Origin of the sequence: Alginatibacterium sediminis (assembly GCF_003610775.1) — a bacterium.
GTDB lineage: Bacteria > Pseudomonadota > Gammaproteobacteria > Enterobacterales > Celerinatantimonadaceae > Alginatibacterium > Alginatibacterium sediminis.
In genome coordinates this window covers 89,072-106,294 of sequence record NZ_RAQO01000004.1, presented here as the reverse complement: position 1 = coordinate 106,294, position 17,223 = coordinate 89,072, and the positions used below count along the sequence as shown (strand labels likewise).

The window sequence follows — 17,223 nt, the reverse complement described above, 5'->3', positions numbered from 1 at the left end:
GAAGGCTAACCTTTATGGTTAATCTTCGTAAATTCATTAACCTTTAACGCCGCCAGCTGTTAAGCCGCTAACTAAGTAGCGTTGCGCCATTAAAAATACAACCGTAATTGGGAAGCCAGAAAGTACAGCTGCCGCGGCAAAGTCACCCCAAAGAATGTTTTGCGGGTTGAAGTAGAGTTGAGAGCCTACCGCCAAGGTCATATTGTTGATATCAGAAATAAGCACTGACGCCATCGGAACTTCTGTAACAACTCCAATAAAGGCCAAGATAAAGACAACAGCCAAAATTGGTACTGACAGCGGCAACAGAATCAATCGGAACGCTTGCCAAGGCGAAGCTCCATCAATTGCTGCTGACTCTTCTAACGCGGGGTCAATCGTTTCGAAATAGCCTTTAATTGTCCAAACATGCAAGGCAATGCCACCTAAATAAGCCAAGATCAAACCGCCGTGGGTATTGAGTCCAAGCCAAGGCACATAGTCGCCAATCTTGTTGAACAAAGCATAAATAGCAACCAAAGCCAATACAGACGGAAACATCTGAAAAATTAGCATGCCGTTTAACAAAGTTGCTTTACCGCGAAATTTCATGCGGGCAAAGGCGTATGCACAGGTTGTAGATAACACCACAATCAAGATCGCAGCAATTCCTGCAACTTTAATTGAATTCCATAGCCAAAGCAGCACTGGGAAAGGTGGTGGTGTAACCGAGCCATCGGCCGCTACAACATCCATACCAATTGCTAGTCGCCAATGGTCGAGGGTTGGATTACTTGGGATGATATCACCAACTGCAAAATTACCCGTACGAAACGAAATCGCAATGACCATCAACAATGGAAAGATAATCAACGCAAGGAAAACAATCATTCCTAGGTGAGTAGCTAGTTTTCTATATTTTATAGATTTAGGTTGAACCATGGGCATGTGATCGGTCTCCTAGTTAGCGTTCTTTTTCATGATACGAAGGTTTAATAGCGCGAGCGCCCCAACGACCAAGAAAATTAATGTTGCGATTGCACTAGCTAAACCATAGTTGTTACCACCATCACCCTGGAAGGCAATACGATAGGTATAACTAACGAGCAAGTCAGTTTCACCAGCAGGTGTAGAAGCACCGATAATATCGGGTAAACCGCCAGTCAACAGGTCAATCAAAACAAAGTTATTAAAGTTAAACGCGAAACTTGCGATCAACAGTGGAGCCAAAGGTTTCATCAAGAGGGGAACGGTAATGTTGAAAAAGTTGGTTATTGGTCCCGCACCATCCATCGCTGAGGCTTCGTATAAATCATCCGGGATAGATTTAAGCATACCCATACATAAAATCATCATATAGGGGTAACCGAGCCAGGTATTCACAATTAAGATCATCGACTTAGCTAATACAGGGTCGGTAAACCATGCTGGGCTAATGCCAAACAGATTACCTAAAATCATGTTGATTTCACCAAAGTTTTGGTTAAACAAACCCTTGAACACGAGAATCGAAATAAATGCAGGTACTGCATATGGCAAAATGAGAAGTACCCGATAAATGGCCCTTCCTTTAAGTTCTTCCCACTGCACCAAACAGGCTAGCAACATGCCAATAGCTAAAGTGAAAACAACCGCACAAGTAGCGAAAATTACCGTCCATACAAATATCTGAACAAAGGGCTGCTTAATTCCTTCATCAGTCAGAACTCGCTTAAAGTGTTCCCAGCCAACGCCAACCGTAAAGCCAGGCTTCAGTCCGCGACCAGTCAATTCACCCTGATCATCAAGGTACTGGAAGTAACCTGTTTCCATGTTAGGAATTAAGATGCGACCATCTTTTACATTGAGTTTGGCAAATTCACTGGTAATGGTTTCACCATTGGGCAAACTGTAGCTGCTTTGTCCATCTTGTAAAAGCGGGGTAAATAGAGGCTTAATACCTGCAAATTCCCGAAGACCTTTACGGACTAATTCTTGTTCATTAGGCGTCACCAGAATCAGTTTATCTAGCGCATCCTTGTTCTGGATAACCGCTTTAATGGCCAGAGGTTTCTCGCTAGGCTTAGCGTTTAAAACGCTAAGCTCATGAGCAATTGAGACGGCTGATTGGCTATCAAGTTCAATTGGACCGGTGCTATAAAGCAGCTCTCCCTGCTCTACAATAATTTCAAAGTCTTCACCACGTTGATAAAGGCCAAATTTAAACGCCCCGCTATCGTCGGTGTAAGTTTTGCTTTCGAATTGTTGTAAAACTTGATTAAAGGTTAGCAGGTTGGTAGCGCTGTAGTTGGTGAAGGAAATACCAATGGTATATACCAATGGGAAAATAATAAACACCACCATACCGGCGATGCCTGGAAATATGTATCGATGTGCATAGGTTTTTTTACTGGTGAAAACATAAACACCTGACGCGACAATTACCAGAGTTAGCAATGCAAATGCAAACTCTCCGTTCGCGTACATCGCGATAATTGCATAGCCATTAAGTACAACGACTAAAGCAATCAACAGCACTTTCAACCAAATAGAAAGCTTAGCTGGGGGCTGTTTTGATGCAGATAAACCCATCTGTGAAAACCTTTGTTATTTTTTAAAACAAACGAAGAGGGTTTCCCCTCTTCGTATCGAAGTAATGACCGATATTACTTCACGATACGCTTAGCTGCGGTATCAAGAGCTTCGTCGACAGTTTGACGATCACCAGTGATATTCTTAAGCGCTGTTTCCATTGCTGACCAGAATTTACCCATGGCTGCAACATTTGGCATTGGCTCACCAGCCTGTGCGTTAGCGAAGGTAGCTGCAATGTTAGTATCAGCTGATAGCACTTGCATAAATTCTTTATGTGCTACTGCACCCAAAGGCTTGTCTGCATCAACCATTTTAAGACCGTCAACAGTAACTAAGTAGTTCTCAAGGAACTCAGTTGCCAAATCTTTGTTTGAAGAAGCAGAGCTAACTGCAGCAGAAAGAACACCAACCATAGGCTTAGACGCATTGCCTTGAACCGTAGGGATGTAAGTTACGCCGAAATCAATGCCGTTTGACTCATAGTTACCCCAAGACCAAGGGCCATTGATAACCATCGCCACATCACCTTTACTAAAGGCTGCGTCCATAACACCATAATCAGCACCGGCTGGCATATTGCCGCCTTTGATTAAGCTATGAATCAGTGTAGCAGCAATCTTAGAACCTTCATTGTTTACGCCAGTATTTGTGGTATCGAATGCGCCATCTTTATAATCAAAGATGTAACCACCATTTGCTGCGAACAGCGGCCAAGTGAAATAAGTGTTGTTGTAGTCCCACAAAATTGCGTGCTTACCTTGCTCTTGAAGCTTGGCATCAAGTGCTGGAATTTCTTCCCAGGTCGTTGGTGGGTTTGGTACTAAAGCTTTGTTGTAGATTAAACCTACAGCTTCAACCGCTACTGGATAACCATAAATAGCACCATCAACAGTGGTAGCTTGCCATGCGAAGTCTTCAACTTCTGCCATTTTCTCTGCACTTGGTTCAATAGCTTGGATAAGACCTGAGTCTACCCAATCACCAAAACGGTCATGAGCCCAAATTACGATATCTGGACCACCACCAGTAGCAGCTGCTTGTTGGAAACGTCCTGGTACATCGTCATTAAACGCAACGTTAACGACGACGCCAGTATCTGCTTCGAATTTTTTACCAACTTCTGCTAGTCCGTTGTAACCTTTATCACCACCAATCCAAATGGTGAGTTCGCCTTCAGGGGTCGCTGCAAAAACATTTGCTGCCATACCCAGTGTTGCGACTGCTACTGCAGAAGCTAGAATAGATTTTTTCATTCGCCTTTCCTTAAGTTTTTTTGCTCAACGAAATTGTAAGCCGCAAGAGTGACCTCACTTGCTGAAGCACATACTAGCGGATCAAAAACAAAACGCACATGATGCAGCTCCCATTTTTGAAACATTATTACATTTGATTTAAAGCCTTGTTATGCAAGGCTCCAGCGATACATAGCGCACTATTTGCATGTAATAAAATTACATATTTAACAACAAAATGGCTTGAAAGCGCTTGCATGATGTAATTTAATCATCAAAATACCTTTGGTAAGGTTTTCAGAGCAACTAACTTTGTTTGTTTCCTTTCAGTTGTTCGCGCAAGTTTGGTGGCAAACCTTGGATGGTCAATCGGTCATTCACCTCATCGTAAATAATTCGCTCATTAAGTAAGCTTTGGTCGAAACTAATACTGACCCCTTTTCCTTGACCAAAGTACTTGGTTAGTTTCTTTAACTCAGAGCGTTGTGCGGGAAAAGCTTCTTCTAATGGATAGTTGTCACTGGCAAATTGGTAAAAATCTAAATCTTCTTCTGCTGGTGCAGGAAACTGCTCAACCAGTTCATTGAGTTGAATGTCATTGCCAGCTTTGAGTTGCTCCTCGCAATAACCTTTAACTAATTGGCGGCTTTCCTGAACTTGCTCAGGTTCTAATTCTGCCACTTTGATATAGTCGTTTACCGCAGCCATCAAGACCGTATTTTGCTGCTTTACATCAAGGCCATCACTGCAGCACAAAAAATCAACAAAGAAGTCATTGACTTTGCGACCTGCCCTACCGCGAATGAAAGACACATAGCGGTTACTATCTGGGTTTCTCTCCATACTTGTGAGATCAATCCGCGCAGCCAATTGAATACTATTGGTTTCCAAATAATGACTAGGCATGATTTCGAGTTGATCATTAACCGAGGTTGAATGCTTCTGTTCTAACACCATAACCAGTAAAAAATCACAGGCTAAATGCTCGTATTCAGCGATTAAAAGCACGCCCTCTTCTGCAGTATCATGCTTGTGTAATTGCTGTAATAATTGTTTCGCTAATTCACTAGAAAAAGGTAAAAAGTCTTGTTCAGCGTTTCGGTAACGTTGCAAAGAGTCTTTAAATAAACTAGGTATTTCTGGATCAAAATAGGCGAAGGCCTTACTCGACTTTGAACTATAGGCTAAATGAAGTGATTCACTGAAACTATGTGCATTTGCACTTGCTTCTATTTCACTGTCACGTTCAATTAGGGTTAGCGCACCAGACGCATCGCAGCGTAAGGAGTGCAAAATCAGATGCTTAAGATTTAAACTCATGGGATTGCTGTAGGTTTTGAAAACTAGGTGGGTTATTATAAGCATCTTTCTAACAAATAATGCAGAGTGATATGGCTATAGTTAGCAAATACTCAAATCAAGATGTCGAAACGCTGCTTGCTGAAATACTTCAAGTCTTTGAAAACAATCAAACACCGACCGATTTGCGGTTAATGGTTTTGGGAAATGCGTGTACCCACTTACTTAATACTAAAGTAAGCCCCGCTCAACGCACTAGCATTGCGACTGGATTCGCTAAAGCCTTACATGCTTCAATTGACACTGAAGAGCATTAAATCTTATGGTGATCGAAACCGAACTACCCTATAAAGAAAAAGTCTCTCAGCTTATCGGTTGGGGCCACTGGTTTTGTTTCGCCAATATTATACTCGCCCTATTAGTTTCTTTGCGTTATTTACTGTTAGCTGATGCACCAGCAACTTTTGCTGGCGAAAGCTTTTTAGTCATTTCTTGGTTAGGTCAGTTTGCGTTTATCCCGTTCGCCATTTATCTAGTGAGCTTGTTCCCATTAAGCTTTATTATTCCAAGCAATCGCACTATTCGCTTCATCGGTGCGATAATTGGGACCATTGGCATCAGTTTTTTTGTCATCGACGCACAAGTATATTCTCAATACAATTTACACCTAAACCTTAGCTTGCTTGATGTCATCATTAATCAAAGTAAAGAGGGCGATAACAATCAGCTTGGGATCTTAATGATGCTGGTGCCTTTTGTATTTGCCCTGCAAGTATTTTTAGCTCGCTGGTGCTGGACAAATCGGCGTCGTTTAGAGAAAAAACGCATCGGATTTCCCGCGACTATCGTTCTAGTCAGTTGTTTTATGTTCACCCACTTGGTGTTTGCCTGGGCTGATGCGATGGAATATAAACCCATTACCAGCCAAAAGAATAATTATCCGCTGTATTATCCTTTGACCGCTCGCAGCTTCTTACTTGAGCAAGGGATCTTTGACGCCTACGCTTATGAGCAACAACTCAAAAATCAGAGTCAAGAACAGCTCGAAAGTAATACCAAACTTCGCTATCCCTTATCAACGCTCGAGTTCGATAAGCCACAACGCCAAACCAACGTTCTATTTATTGTCGCTGAAGGCTTACGTGCTGATGAGTTTAACCCTGTTAGCATGCCAAACACCTGGCAGCTTTCTCAACGCAGTCAGCGTTTTGAGCGCCACTTCAGCGGGGGTAACACCCCCCAAATTGGTAATTTCAGCTTATTATATGGAATGCCTGGCGTTTACTGGCCGTATCTTAACCAAGAAAAGCGCCCCTCATTAATGTTGGAACGCGCTCAACAACTAGGCTACCAGCTCAATTTATTTACTAGTCTTGGCGAAGACAGTGACAGTTTGATAAACGCTTTTACTCGCCTACAAAAACCCAGCCCAACCCAATCTGAAGGTGGGATTGTCGGTGATAAACGGGTTATAAATGAATGGCTGCAACAAAGTAAAGAGCACCAAAGTGCTGATCAAAAACAAACTCGTTTTGATCTTATCTACCTAAATGGCGCATCTAACTTTGACTCACTAAGTCTCAATGATGAAATACCTCAACCAGACGAACTGCTAGGGCTCTATAAGTCGGCCGTTCATCAATTGGACCAACAACTTGCGGATGTCTATCAAGCCATTGAAGCTAGCGAAAAAGAGTGGTTAGTCGTCTTTACATCAGACTATGGGATAGAGTTTAACGATTTAGGGGACAATGTTTGGGGCTCTGGCACTAGTTTTAGTCGTTTTCAGACCCAAGTCCCACTATTTGTTTTCGATCGCCACCGTGAACCACATAGCTACCAAGTTTTAAGCAGTCATTTTGACGTAGTACCAACGCTAATGGAAAACTATTTCGGTGTTCGTTCTAGTGCTCGCAATTACAGCTCTGGAATCAACCTGTTTGGAAACTTGCGTCACTCATGGGTGTTGGTTAGTGATACCCAACAAAACGCTGTTGTGCAAGAGGAGCGAATTACTATATTTAATGCCCAAGGGGATTATTTAGTGATGGATGCAGATTATCAAGCAACGCAACTTCGACCGAGGATGCCAATCTTGGTTAATGTACTCAACGAAATGCAGCGATTTTTACCCAAAACGAAGGCCAATTAAGCTTAAAATGATGAGTAAATCGCCACTTAAACGTTTTTGCTAAGTAATACTATTGACAGCTGACATAGACCTACGTAAATTCATCGCCAGAGCTTAAGGTTCTGTTTCGGGATATAGCGCAGTCTGGTAGCGCACACGCCTGGGGGGCGTGTGGTCGCAGGTTCAAATCCTGCTATCCCGACCACATTAAAAAGGCCTGCTTTTAGCAGGCCTTTGTCAATTCGTACTAACGACGTTGCCGTTGACCTCTCAGCATCAATCCTGCAAGTGCTAACCCAAACAACATTGAAGTGTGGGTTTCAGGTACTCGCATGGTGTTTGCGAAACGCGTGGTATTAACACTCGCAATGTCCCCCTCATGTACAGCAATAGCAAATCGATACTGTTCTTTATTTAATAGACTTTGTGCACCCGAGTTTGTGGTAAACGCCCAAGCACGGCTTGTATCCAAAGCGTACTCTTGATTCAACCAATATCCGCTAGCTAAGAAATTATCAAAGCCACTCTCTTCACCTGTCAGCGCATCAATAAAGTTGCTATTAAAGCCGTCACGCTGCGCAGGAGCTACACAACTATAAACACCACTGGATAGTGGGTCACAGATAGAATCATTACTTAACTGCTGGTAAAACAAGAAGGCTAACTCTGAGTTTTCAACCAACACATTGGTACCACAATCAGTCCCACCATTTAACGCGAAATCACAATCTTGAAAGCCAGAATTGTTAGTATCGGTAACACTAAGGGACGGAAGCCGCCATTCATTAAAACCAGAAATATTCAAATGCTGTGCCCAGCGGTTTGCTGCGTCCCAGTTCAATTGGCCATTACCATTAGGACGAGCTCCAGCTCCTAAATTATCACCAGCCCATGCGGAGGTCTTTGCCAAGTTGGCATCCATCAACCAAGTAAGGTTTTGCTCTTGGTCATAGATCAATCCACCATCGCGTAAAATAAGGCCTGCGTGCCCAGCAAAGCTTGTCATCATAGCCAATATGAGTGTACCGATTTTTACTATTTTCATGTTTTTCCCTAAGCAAGTATTGCTTACATCATCAGAACATATAAGCATTTCCACAACTGTTAATTAATTGTAAACGTGCATTTGAATATGTAAACTTTTTTCTTAGGAATCAAAACCTTAAAAATAATACGGTTTTAATCGTAACTTTTTAACCTTAAATAGTCATAAACCTGCTTAAGACCTTAAAACATCGGGTTTATCAACACGCAGTTCCCGCTTAGGCTAGCGCCTGAGCTGCGTGGATTTTGGTAGCTCTTAAGGCTGGCCATATGGTTGCGAGGATACTCATGCTTAGCGCTACACAAAGCACTACTGCAACGTCACTCCACATCAGCTCTGAGGGTAAAAAATTTATGAAATATACTTCGGAAGATAACAAGGTATGACCCAATATGTCCGCGGTTAAATTAGCGATTTGAGGTAGGAAGAGACTACCTAACACTCCAAAAACTAAACCAATCAAAGAACCTACAACACCATTGTAAGCGCCGTACACAATGAAGGTTTGCAGCAATAGCTTATTTTGAGCCCCCATCGTCATTAGAATTGCTATATCAGGACGTTTATCAGATACCGCAAGAATAAGGGTCGAAATAATGTTAAAACTCGCAACTGCAACTATTAACATCATGATTGCGTACATTAAGGTTTTGACCAACTGAATATCTTGATACAAATAACCTTGCGATCGCATCCATGAGCGCACGTAAACACGTTGGCTGACGTATCGAGCAGCATCCCAAATAATGTCTTCTGCATTCAAAGGATCGGCAACTTGGATTCTTATCCCATGCTCACCAGATGGCCAATTAAGTAACTCGCGGGCGGTTGTTATGGGGATATACGCCAAGCTCTGATCCAGCATTCCTTGCACTCGAAAAATACCGCTCACTTGAATCCGATGACGTTTTGCTGCAGAAAAACTACTTTTTGCTTCACCTCCGACATTTGGAAGTAATAAAGTTATCCAATCGCCGGTTTCTATGCCTAGCTTGTCACTAATACCACCACCAAGTAGCAAGCCTTTTTGCTCGGTAAATGCTTGCCAATCAATTTCGGACACATAATCACGAATACTGCTGACTTGCTGCTCCTGCAGAGGATCAACTCCACGTACCGCAATTGCCTGCATCTTTTTGCCATGTTGAGCCAAAGCACTGAGATTTATAAAAGGTGCCGTTGCTTCGATGCCAGGTCGTTGTTCAAGTTCGCGTTGTAGTTGTTCGCTACCGAGTAATGGGGGATTTGGCGATTCTATCTCGCCATGGGGCGCCAAGCTTAAGTAGCGATTGAGTAGTTCGCGCTCAAAGCCGTTCATAACCGATAAGCCTATAATCAACACCGCGACGCCGAGAGCAATGCCAATCGTAGACGAAGCTGAAATAAAGCTTACAAAACCATTGTTATGTTTAACCCGGTGGTAACGAAGTCCGATAAGTAAGCTAAGAGAAAAGTTACTCGCCATTAGAGAGCCGCCGGCATGATTTCAGACCTAGTGAAATCTTCTAAAACACCGTGTGTCATCCGTTTAACTAGGTCGAACTTGCTAGCTAAACTCAAGTCATGAGTCACAATCACAAAGGAGGTATTTAATTCACTATTTAACTCTTGAAGCAACTGATAAATTGTTTCAGTACTGTCTTCGTCCAAATTCCCTGTCGGCTCATCCGCCAAAACTAATAAGGGATTATTAACTAAGGCTCTCGCAATTGCGCTGCGTTGACGCTCTCCACCACTCATTTGCGATGGTCGATGGTTTAAACGATGTCCCAACCCTACCCGCTCCAGTAGTTCAGCAGCTTGCTTTAAGGCTTTACTGCGGTTCATTCCGCTTATCCAAAGTGGCATAGCTACATTTTCCTGAGCACTAAACTCTGCCAATAGATGATGGAACTGATAAACAAATCCCATTTTCTGATTTCGAATTGCCGCAAGTTTACTTGCATTTAAACTGTCAATACGTTCCCCATCAAAGCGCACTTCGCCACCGTCTAAACTGTCTAAACCACCAAGAACATGTAGTAAGGTACTTTTACCTGAACCCGAGCTGCCAACTATTGCCATGGCTTGTGCAGGAAATAGCTCCAAACTCACGCCTTTCAGAACTTGAGTTTGGTTATCGCCATCTTGATAAACCTTTTGTAGATTGACGCCTTCAAGGAGGGAACAATTATTCATAGCGTAAAGCCTCTGCGGGTAATACTTGACTGGCTTTATAAGCCGGGTAAATGGTCGCGACTATACTGAGTAACATCGCAGAGATAATGATAGTAAGCACTTGCATGGGTTCAACTAAGACAGGTAGACCCGTTTGAGCAAAGTTTTGACTAAGGTTAAGACCTAAAACAGACAAAAGGGAATTGATCGAATGCGCTAAGCCTATACCGAGAACCCCACCAGCTAGAGCGCCCAAACAACCACTCCAAGCCCCTTGAATCACAAACAAAGTTACGATTTTGGATTGCGATAAACCAAGCGTTTGCAAAATGGCTATATCACTGAGTTTTTCGCCAACAATCATCACTAAAGCTGAAAATATATTAAACGCCGCAACAGCGATAATAAGTCCAAACAACAGACTCATCATAGCTCTTTCCATTTTCACAGCAGCAAAAAACTCTCCAAAGTAACGTCGCCAATCGTCAAATTCCAACCCCATATGGCTTGCTTGTTGAATGAGTGATTCAAGCTGTAGAGGACGTTCTAAAAAATATCTCGTCACCTGCATCGATTCGCGTGAGCTACGCATCATGCGCGATAAATCGTCAATATGGGTAATCGCAAACATTTGGTCGACTTCGGAGCCAAATTCAAAAATATCGACCACTTGGAAGTTTCGCTGCGCCGGCAACTCCCCTAATGCACTGTAGACAACCCTATCTGTCGCAATAACTCGTAGGGTATCACCCAAATTGACATCGAGTTGACGGGCTAAACCTGAACCGAGAATAAGTTGATACTTACCTGCCTTAAGCTGTTCAATATTCGTGGTCTGTAAATGGGCATTAAGTTGCTTACTATCCATTTGTAATTTTGGGTCGATCCCCTGAAGGCTAGCAGCCAATAGCTGCTGCTGGCTTTGTATAATTACATCGCTGAGTATCAAAGGTGAGTTGGGTACGTCTTTTAGTAACGCCGGGGTATCTTGCGCTGATGCTAAACTAAAATGCGGAACAACATTTAGGATGCGCGATTGCAGCTGCTGCGAAAAACCATTCATAACAGAAATGACAGCGATCAAGGACGCTACGCCTAAGGTAACACCAAGGGTTGAAAACCAGCTTACAAAGGATGCAAAGCGTTGCTGACGCGCCCCGCTAGAAAATCGTAGCGCAATATGCAGTAATAAGGACAGTTGTTTCAATTTCCATGCAAGCCTTTGAAAAATCAGCCGCCATAATACCTTGATGGGACAACATTGCCAAACATCATCAGCGCACACTGTTTGACTATGCTATATTCCCATTTCGGACTTAAAACCTTGAAAAACAGCGGGCAAGTTTAAGGAAAGCGGATGCAGCAAGAGTACTTCAGTGTAGACCACCAACTCAATATGAATGTCGAGGTGGTAGAGCCGCAGCACTGCCCCACGGATTACGCGCAGTTTTTGTCAGAAATGCCTGAGGCCTTCCAACTCAGCGCCCAAATAGGTTTAAAAGACCAAAACATGTTTAACAACTTGCGCCTTCTTGGTGAAGTTGGAGAGCAGCTCTCGCAATACTTAATGCGTCAAAATCAGAAAATTGAACAAGTTTTATCTTATGTTCTTCAGCAACAAGACGAAAGCGACCTCAGAGCGCAAAGTATTCAGATCGGAGGCTCTCAGCTCAGTTTTGCTTGGAAGCAAAACCTTAGCATTGGACAGCTGATTCGAACCAAGCTATTTTTGCCAGAGGAATCTGCCGCTATTTTTTGTTATCTCAAGGTGGACTCAAGCAAAATGAGAGAAGATACCAACACAGATAACGAAGTACCCTCATTCGAAATCAATTGCAGCTACCAGTGGCTGCGTGAAGAAGATCAAGAGACGCTCGTTCGAGCAAGTTTGCATGTTCAATCACAGCAGTTGAAGCTTCGCAGCCAACAACGTCAAAACCAAAACAAGTAATAAAATGACTCAGATTTCCGTTTTCTCAAAGCTCCCTCTACCTAAATCAAAAGCCAAGAGTCTTGGTTTAGCTAACTTACCAGGTTGTAGTAAAGCCTTGGTTCTGCACCGTTATATTGAGCAGATCCAACGTCCCATCGTGATCTTAAGCCCAGATACCCGAGAGGCAATAGAGCTCCACCAAGCCTTGCATATTTTGTCACCGCAACGCGATATTCACTTACTACCCGATTGGGAAACGCTTCCCTACGATACTTTTTCACCACACCAAGACATTATTTCTCAACGATTGCTAAGCCTGCATCAACTCGCAAGTAACGATCGAAGTGTAATCATTGCCCCCATCAATACATGGCTGCAACGCTGCGCGCCAATGAGTTATTTGCGTCAATATAGTTTGATGTTAAAGAGTGGGCAAAACCTCGACTTGGAAGCTTTTAGAAATCAATTGAGCGAAGCGGGATATAAACACGTAACCCAAGTGATGGAACATGGTGAATTTGCAGTCCGGGGTAGCTTGCTCGATCTATATCCCATGGGTAGCCAGCAGCCTTACCGGCTCGACTTCTTTGATGACGAACTCGAATCAATACGGCTTTTCGATCCCGATACCCAGCGAAGTGGCGATCATATTGAGCACATAGAGTTACTGCCTGCTCACGAGTTTCCAACTAACGCCAGTGGTATTGATTGTTTTAGAGCCAATTGGCGCTCTCAATTTGAAGTTAGCCACGCCGCCGATTCTATATATCAACAAGTAAGCAAAGGGCTGATGCCGGCTGGCATTGAGTATTACCTGCCGTTGTTTCACTCAGAAGTTTCTAGCTTTAATGCCCAATTAAATCCAAACACTCTGCTAATTGAGAGTGGTAACTTACATCAAGCCGCGCAAGAGTTTTGGACTGAACTTCGTCAACGTTATGAGAACCGTCGCTTTGATGTGCAACGACCTATTTTGGCACCTGAACAACTCTACCAAAGCGTTGATGAATGCTTTGGTGAGCTGAAAAACTTGCCAAGAATAGCCTTGCATGAACTTGAAGCTAAAGCGAGCGATCACCACGTAGTTGCACAGGCTCTACCCGATTTAAGCGTGAACCATCGACTTCAAGAGCCTCTACAGGCTCTGCGACAGTTTTTAGAGTCCTGGCAAGGGCAAGTGGTATTCGTGGTACAAAGTGCCGGCCGACGCGAAGCTTTAAGCCAGCTTCTCAAACCACTTAAACTCAATCTTAAAGCCTTAGACCAAGTCGCTGGCCTTGCAAAAAGCAAACAAAAAACATTAGTGTTACAAGCACCGTTTTTGAAAGGCGCTTGTTTTGATGAGCGCTATGCGTTTATTTGTGAGTCTGATCTACTTGGCGACCGGGTAATTAAGCGCGCAAGACGTGCAAGTTCCAAAGTTATCAACCCAGATGCCCTAGTTAGAAACCTAGCTGAACTCTCAATTGGGCAACCCGTGGTTCACATCGAACACGGTGTGGGACGCTATCAAGGCCTTACTACCATAGAAAATAGCGGCATAAAAACTGAATTTTTGGTTTTGGAATATGCCAATCAAGCGAAACTCTACGTCCCGGTGTCGTCTTTACAACTGATCAGTCGCTACTCAGGCAGCGGTGAAGACAACGCTCCACTGAATAAACTTGGAAGCGATAAATGGGATAAAACCAAACGCAAAGCAGCAGAGAAAATTCGAGATGTCGCAGCTGAGCTACTCAATATTTATGCTAGTCGAGCAGCCAAACCCGGTCACAAATTCGAATTCGATGAGCTTTCATATCAGCAGTTTTGTAGTGAATTTCCGTTTGAGGAAACTGACGACCAATTGCAAGCGATAGATGCGACATTACTTGATATGCGCAGTGCTAACGCAATGGACCGTCTGGTGTGCGGCGATGTCGGATTTGGCAAAACCGAAGTAGCCCTTAGGGCTGCTTTTGTCTCGGTTTTAGCCTCAAAGCAGGTTGCTGTACTTGTTCCAACAACTCTCTTAGCACAGCAGCATTTCGATAACTTTTGTGACCGCTTTGCGAACTGGCCAGTTAGAGTCGAAGTTTTATCTCGATTCAAAACCGCTAAACAGCAAACTGAAATCATCGCAGAAATTGCCGCAGGCCAAGTGGATATCGTCATCGGCACCCACAAGTTGTTAAGCAAAGACATAAAATATAAAGACTTAGGTCTGCTGGTTGTTGATGAAGAGCATCGTTTTGGGGTACGACAAAAAGAACAAATCAAAGCGTTACGGGCAGATGTAGATATTCTAACCTTAACCGCCACACCAATTCCCCGAACCTTAAATATGGCCATGAGTGGTATGCGCGACCTTTCCATTATCGCCACACCACCAGCAAAACGACTAGCCGTTAAAACATTTGTCCGCGAGTATGACAAACCACTGATCAAAGAAGCTATCTCTCGAGAGATTATGCGCGGTGGGCAAGTTTATTTCTTGAACAACAAAGTTGAAAACATTGAGAAAGTTGCAGAAGAACTACAAACGATGGTTCCAAGTGCTCGCATTGCAGTTGCTCATGGTCAAATGCGCGAACGCGAACTTGAACGTATTATGGGCGACTTTCATCACCAACGATTTAACGTACTCGTTTGTACCACAATTATTGAAACCGGTATTGATATACCTAGTGCCAATACGATTATCATAAATCGGGCCGACAACTTTGGTTTGGCGCAATTACACCAATTACGGGGCCGAGTTGGTCGTTCGCATCACCAGGCTTATGCTTATCTTTTAACCCCACCGCCCAAAGGCATGACCAAAGACGCGGTTAAACGCCTCGATGCAATAGCACAACTAGAAGATCTAGGAGCTGGCTTTACCTTAGCAACCCATGACTTAGAAATTCGAGGCGCAGGCGAGCTACTCGGTGATGATCAAAGTGGTCAAATTGAGGCTATCGGTTTTACCCTCTATATGGACATGCTAGAGCGCGCGGTTGACGCAATGAAAGCGGGTAAAGAAATAGAAACTGATGTTACCAAAAGCGACCAATGCGAGCTTGAATTACGCATTGCAGCACTATTACCTGACGACTATGTTATCGACGTAACCACGCGTCTCAATCTGTATAAACGTATGGCAAACTGTCGTGACAGCTCTGAGCTACGTGAACTAAACGTAGAGCTCATTGACCGTTTTGGTCTTGTTCCTGACCCAGGCAAAAACTTGATCCGTTGCCAAGCGATAAAAATTACAGCTAACGAACTAGGCATTGAGCGCATTGATGCGCACGCAAAAGGTGGCAGTATAGAATTTGGAATGCACACAAAAGTTGATGCAGGATATTTAATTAGCCTGCTACAATCGCAACCAGCAATTTTTCGCTTGGATGGTGCCAACAAACTCAAGTTTAACGTGCCCACAACCAATGCCGATGAAAGACTAACCCGAATCGAAGACTTATTGGAGCAGCTTAAAGCCCATGCAAACTAAACAACGTAAGCCATTAGGTTTATTCACCATCATCAGTTTATTCGTGCTGCTAAGCAGTAGTTTATCGGCGTTTGCGCGTCCTTTTACTGTTGAAATGATCGTCTTTAAACGCACAGATGGCCTGCGCTCAACTGCCGAGAAGTGGCCACAGCCGCAGTACTTAGATGTTCAAGTTGAGTCACAGTTACTTGCGCCTCTATATGGTTGTAGTGATGCAAGTTGTTTACAATCGTTGCAATTCACCCGATTGCCTACGGTGATAAATGGTAAAGACTGGCCAGCATATGGACCCACAAACCGCAGAGTTCTATCTAGCAGCTCACTAAGACTAAAGCGCCAGTATAACTCCTTACGCACTCATGCCGGGTTTACGCCTATGCTCCACATTGCTTGGCGCGAGACGGTGCTACCCAAACACCGCGCACAACACAACGGGTTTCAAGCGGGTGAAAATTTTGCCGATCGCGACAACAACGATGGCATAGAGTTATCTCAGGTTATCAATGATGCTTTAGCTAGTACTAATCAAAATTGGGAAATCGACGGTAGCATTCGAGTTTACTTACAGCACTACCTGTATATCGAAGCACAAATGTTACTCAAGCAGGAAGTCACTAAACAAATTGAACTTGAGCCAGTGCTTAGCGAAGCGACAAACACCAGTATCGACAGTGATGAAAGTAACGTTGTTGTTGGCGAGTTTACCGATATTATCGAAACTCCCACTCAAACTGTAAGCGTTTTAGAGAGTTACAAGTTCGATCAGAAACGGCGGGTTAAATCCGATGAAGTTCACTACTTTGACCACCCTTTGATGGGACTTGTAATACAGATCAGAAAATAATTAACCTTGAAAAGCCAGCCTAATCAAGCAATAGCGCTTCCTTTGGAACCCAGCTCTCCAATAACAATTTGGTTGAGCTGTGTTTTTTTAGCTAAAGCCTGGATCGTATTTGCGATTGCCGCAGCATCTCGCGAGCACGCGGAAGTACTAATGCAACTTGTTTACCCACAACGAGAGCTATTCTACGTCAGTTTAGCTCTTGGTGTTTTGCCCTTGTGGCGTTTGTTACTACCAAAACATTTCCATTTAAAGCTAAAACTACAATTCCAGCTCATTGGGCTACTATTAATTAGTGATATCACACTGATGTGTTTAGCCTTTAATGACAATACTTGGACCTTCTCGTGGGGAAATGCCTTACTACTTTGGTTAGCCCTTATGCTTTTAGTCCTACTATTCAATAGCAGGAAAGAACTTAAAACCTAGTTTTAGCTCGTTACCAATCATCGCTTCCTTATTCGGAACTAATGACTTGAAACCTTCGATTTTACTGGCTCGACAGCCTATATTTCTTGTACCATCGCCAAGCTGAAACTTTTGTCTCATATCGCTGT

General features: G+C 43.4%; 14 protein-coding genes and 1 tRNA gene. 7 read left to right on the top strand and 8 right to left on the bottom strand.

The window, feature by feature from the left end:
• Window positions 1-36: 36 nt before the first annotated feature.
• The 4 genes from malG to yejK all read right to left on the bottom strand — a co-directional run bounded on the left by malG (window position 37) and on the right by yejK (window position 5,105).
• Window positions 37-927, bottom strand: a complete 891-nt coding sequence (gene malG / locus DBZ36_RS03555; RefSeq protein ID WP_120353558.1) for a maltose ABC transporter permease MalG — start codon at window positions 925-927, stop codon at window positions 37-39.
• Window positions 928-939: 12 nt separating this feature from the next.
• Window positions 940-2,550: a maltose ABC transporter permease MalF gene (gene malF, locus DBZ36_RS03550; RefSeq protein WP_120353557.1), complete on the bottom strand. Its 1,611-nt coding sequence runs from the start codon at window positions 2,548-2,550 to the stop codon at window positions 940-942.
• A gap of 74 nt (window positions 2,551-2,624) precedes the next feature.
• Entirely contained in the window at window positions 2,625-3,806 is a 1,182-nt protein-coding gene (gene malE, locus DBZ36_RS03545; protein WP_120353556.1) for a maltose/maltodextrin ABC transporter substrate-binding protein MalE, read from the bottom strand.
• 285 nt (window positions 3,807-4,091) lie between these two features.
• Entirely contained in the window at window positions 4,092-5,105 is a 1,014-nt protein-coding gene (yejK, locus tag DBZ36_RS03540; protein ID WP_158589022.1) for a nucleoid-associated protein YejK, read from the bottom strand.
• 71 nt (window positions 5,106-5,176) lie between these two features.
• Here yejK and DBZ36_RS03535 point away from each other — a divergent pair, with 71 nt between their 5' ends.
• The 3 genes from DBZ36_RS03535 (at window position 5,177) to DBZ36_RS03525 (ending at window position 7,420) form a co-directional block, all read left to right on the top strand.
• Window positions 5,177-5,401 (top strand): YejL family protein, encoded by a 225-nt coding sequence (locus tag DBZ36_RS03535; protein WP_120354453.1) that lies wholly within the window; start codon window positions 5,177-5,179, stop codon window positions 5,399-5,401.
• 5 nt (window positions 5,402-5,406) lie between these two features.
• Complete coding sequence (locus tag DBZ36_RS03530) at window positions 5,407-7,236, top strand: DUF3413 domain-containing protein (protein WP_120353554.1); 1,830 nt, start codon at window positions 5,407-5,409, stop codon at window positions 7,234-7,236.
• 107 nt (window positions 7,237-7,343) lie between these two features.
• Window positions 7,344-7,420 (top strand) — tRNA-Pro (locus tag DBZ36_RS03525).
• 42 nt (window positions 7,421-7,462) lie between these two features.
• On the opposite strand, the gene DBZ36_RS03520 is transcribed toward DBZ36_RS03525, so the two are convergent.
• The 4 genes from DBZ36_RS03520 to DBZ36_RS03505 form a co-directional block, all read right to left on the bottom strand.
• A complete protein-coding gene (locus DBZ36_RS03520) occupies window positions 7,463-8,260 on the bottom strand; it encodes a hypothetical protein (RefSeq protein ID WP_120353553.1) in 798 nt (265 codons plus the stop codon).
• Window positions 8,261-8,477: 217 nt separating this feature from the next.
• A complete protein-coding gene (gene lolE / locus DBZ36_RS03515) occupies window positions 8,478-9,725 on the bottom strand; it encodes a lipoprotein-releasing ABC transporter permease subunit LolE (RefSeq protein WP_120353552.1) in 1,248 nt (415 codons plus the stop codon).
• Window positions 9,725-10,438 carry a lipoprotein-releasing ABC transporter ATP-binding protein LolD gene (gene lolD, locus DBZ36_RS03510; RefSeq protein ID WP_120353551.1) on the bottom strand — a complete coding sequence of 238 codons (714 nt, stop codon included), beginning with the start codon at window positions 10,436-10,438 and terminating at the stop codon, window positions 9,725-9,727. Before lolD ends, lolE begins: the two co-directional genes overlap by 1 nt.
• Window positions 10,431-11,624: a lipoprotein-releasing ABC transporter permease subunit gene (locus DBZ36_RS03505; RefSeq protein WP_158589021.1), complete on the bottom strand. Its 1,194-nt coding sequence runs from the start codon at window positions 11,622-11,624 to the stop codon at window positions 10,431-10,433. Before DBZ36_RS03505 ends, lolD begins: the two co-directional genes overlap by 8 nt.
• 150 nt (window positions 11,625-11,774) lie before the next feature.
• Here DBZ36_RS03505 and DBZ36_RS03500 point away from each other — a divergent pair, with 150 nt between their 5' ends.
• From DBZ36_RS03500 to DBZ36_RS03485, 4 genes are read left to right on the top strand one after another with little or no spacing between them, the layout of a single operon-like run.
• Window positions 11,775-12,368, top strand: coding sequence for a PilZ domain-containing protein (locus tag DBZ36_RS03500; RefSeq protein WP_120353549.1), 594 nt, complete (start codon window positions 11,775-11,777; stop codon window positions 12,366-12,368).
• 4 nt (window positions 12,369-12,372) lie between these two features.
• On the top strand, window positions 12,373-15,825 hold the full coding sequence (gene mfd / locus DBZ36_RS03495) for a transcription-repair coupling factor (RefSeq protein WP_120353548.1): 3,453 nt from the start codon (window positions 12,373-12,375) through the stop codon (window positions 15,823-15,825).
• On the top strand, window positions 15,815-16,669 hold the full coding sequence (locus DBZ36_RS03490; RefSeq protein WP_120353547.1) for a CsiV family protein: 855 nt from the start codon (window positions 15,815-15,817) through the stop codon (window positions 16,667-16,669). Before mfd ends, DBZ36_RS03490 begins: the two co-directional genes overlap by 11 nt.
• A gap of 6 nt (window positions 16,670-16,675) precedes the next feature.
• Entirely contained in the window at window positions 16,676-17,095 is a 420-nt protein-coding gene (locus DBZ36_RS03485) for a DUF2919 family protein (protein WP_120353546.1), read from the top strand.
• The last annotated feature ends 128 nt before the right edge of the window (window positions 17,096-17,223 follow it).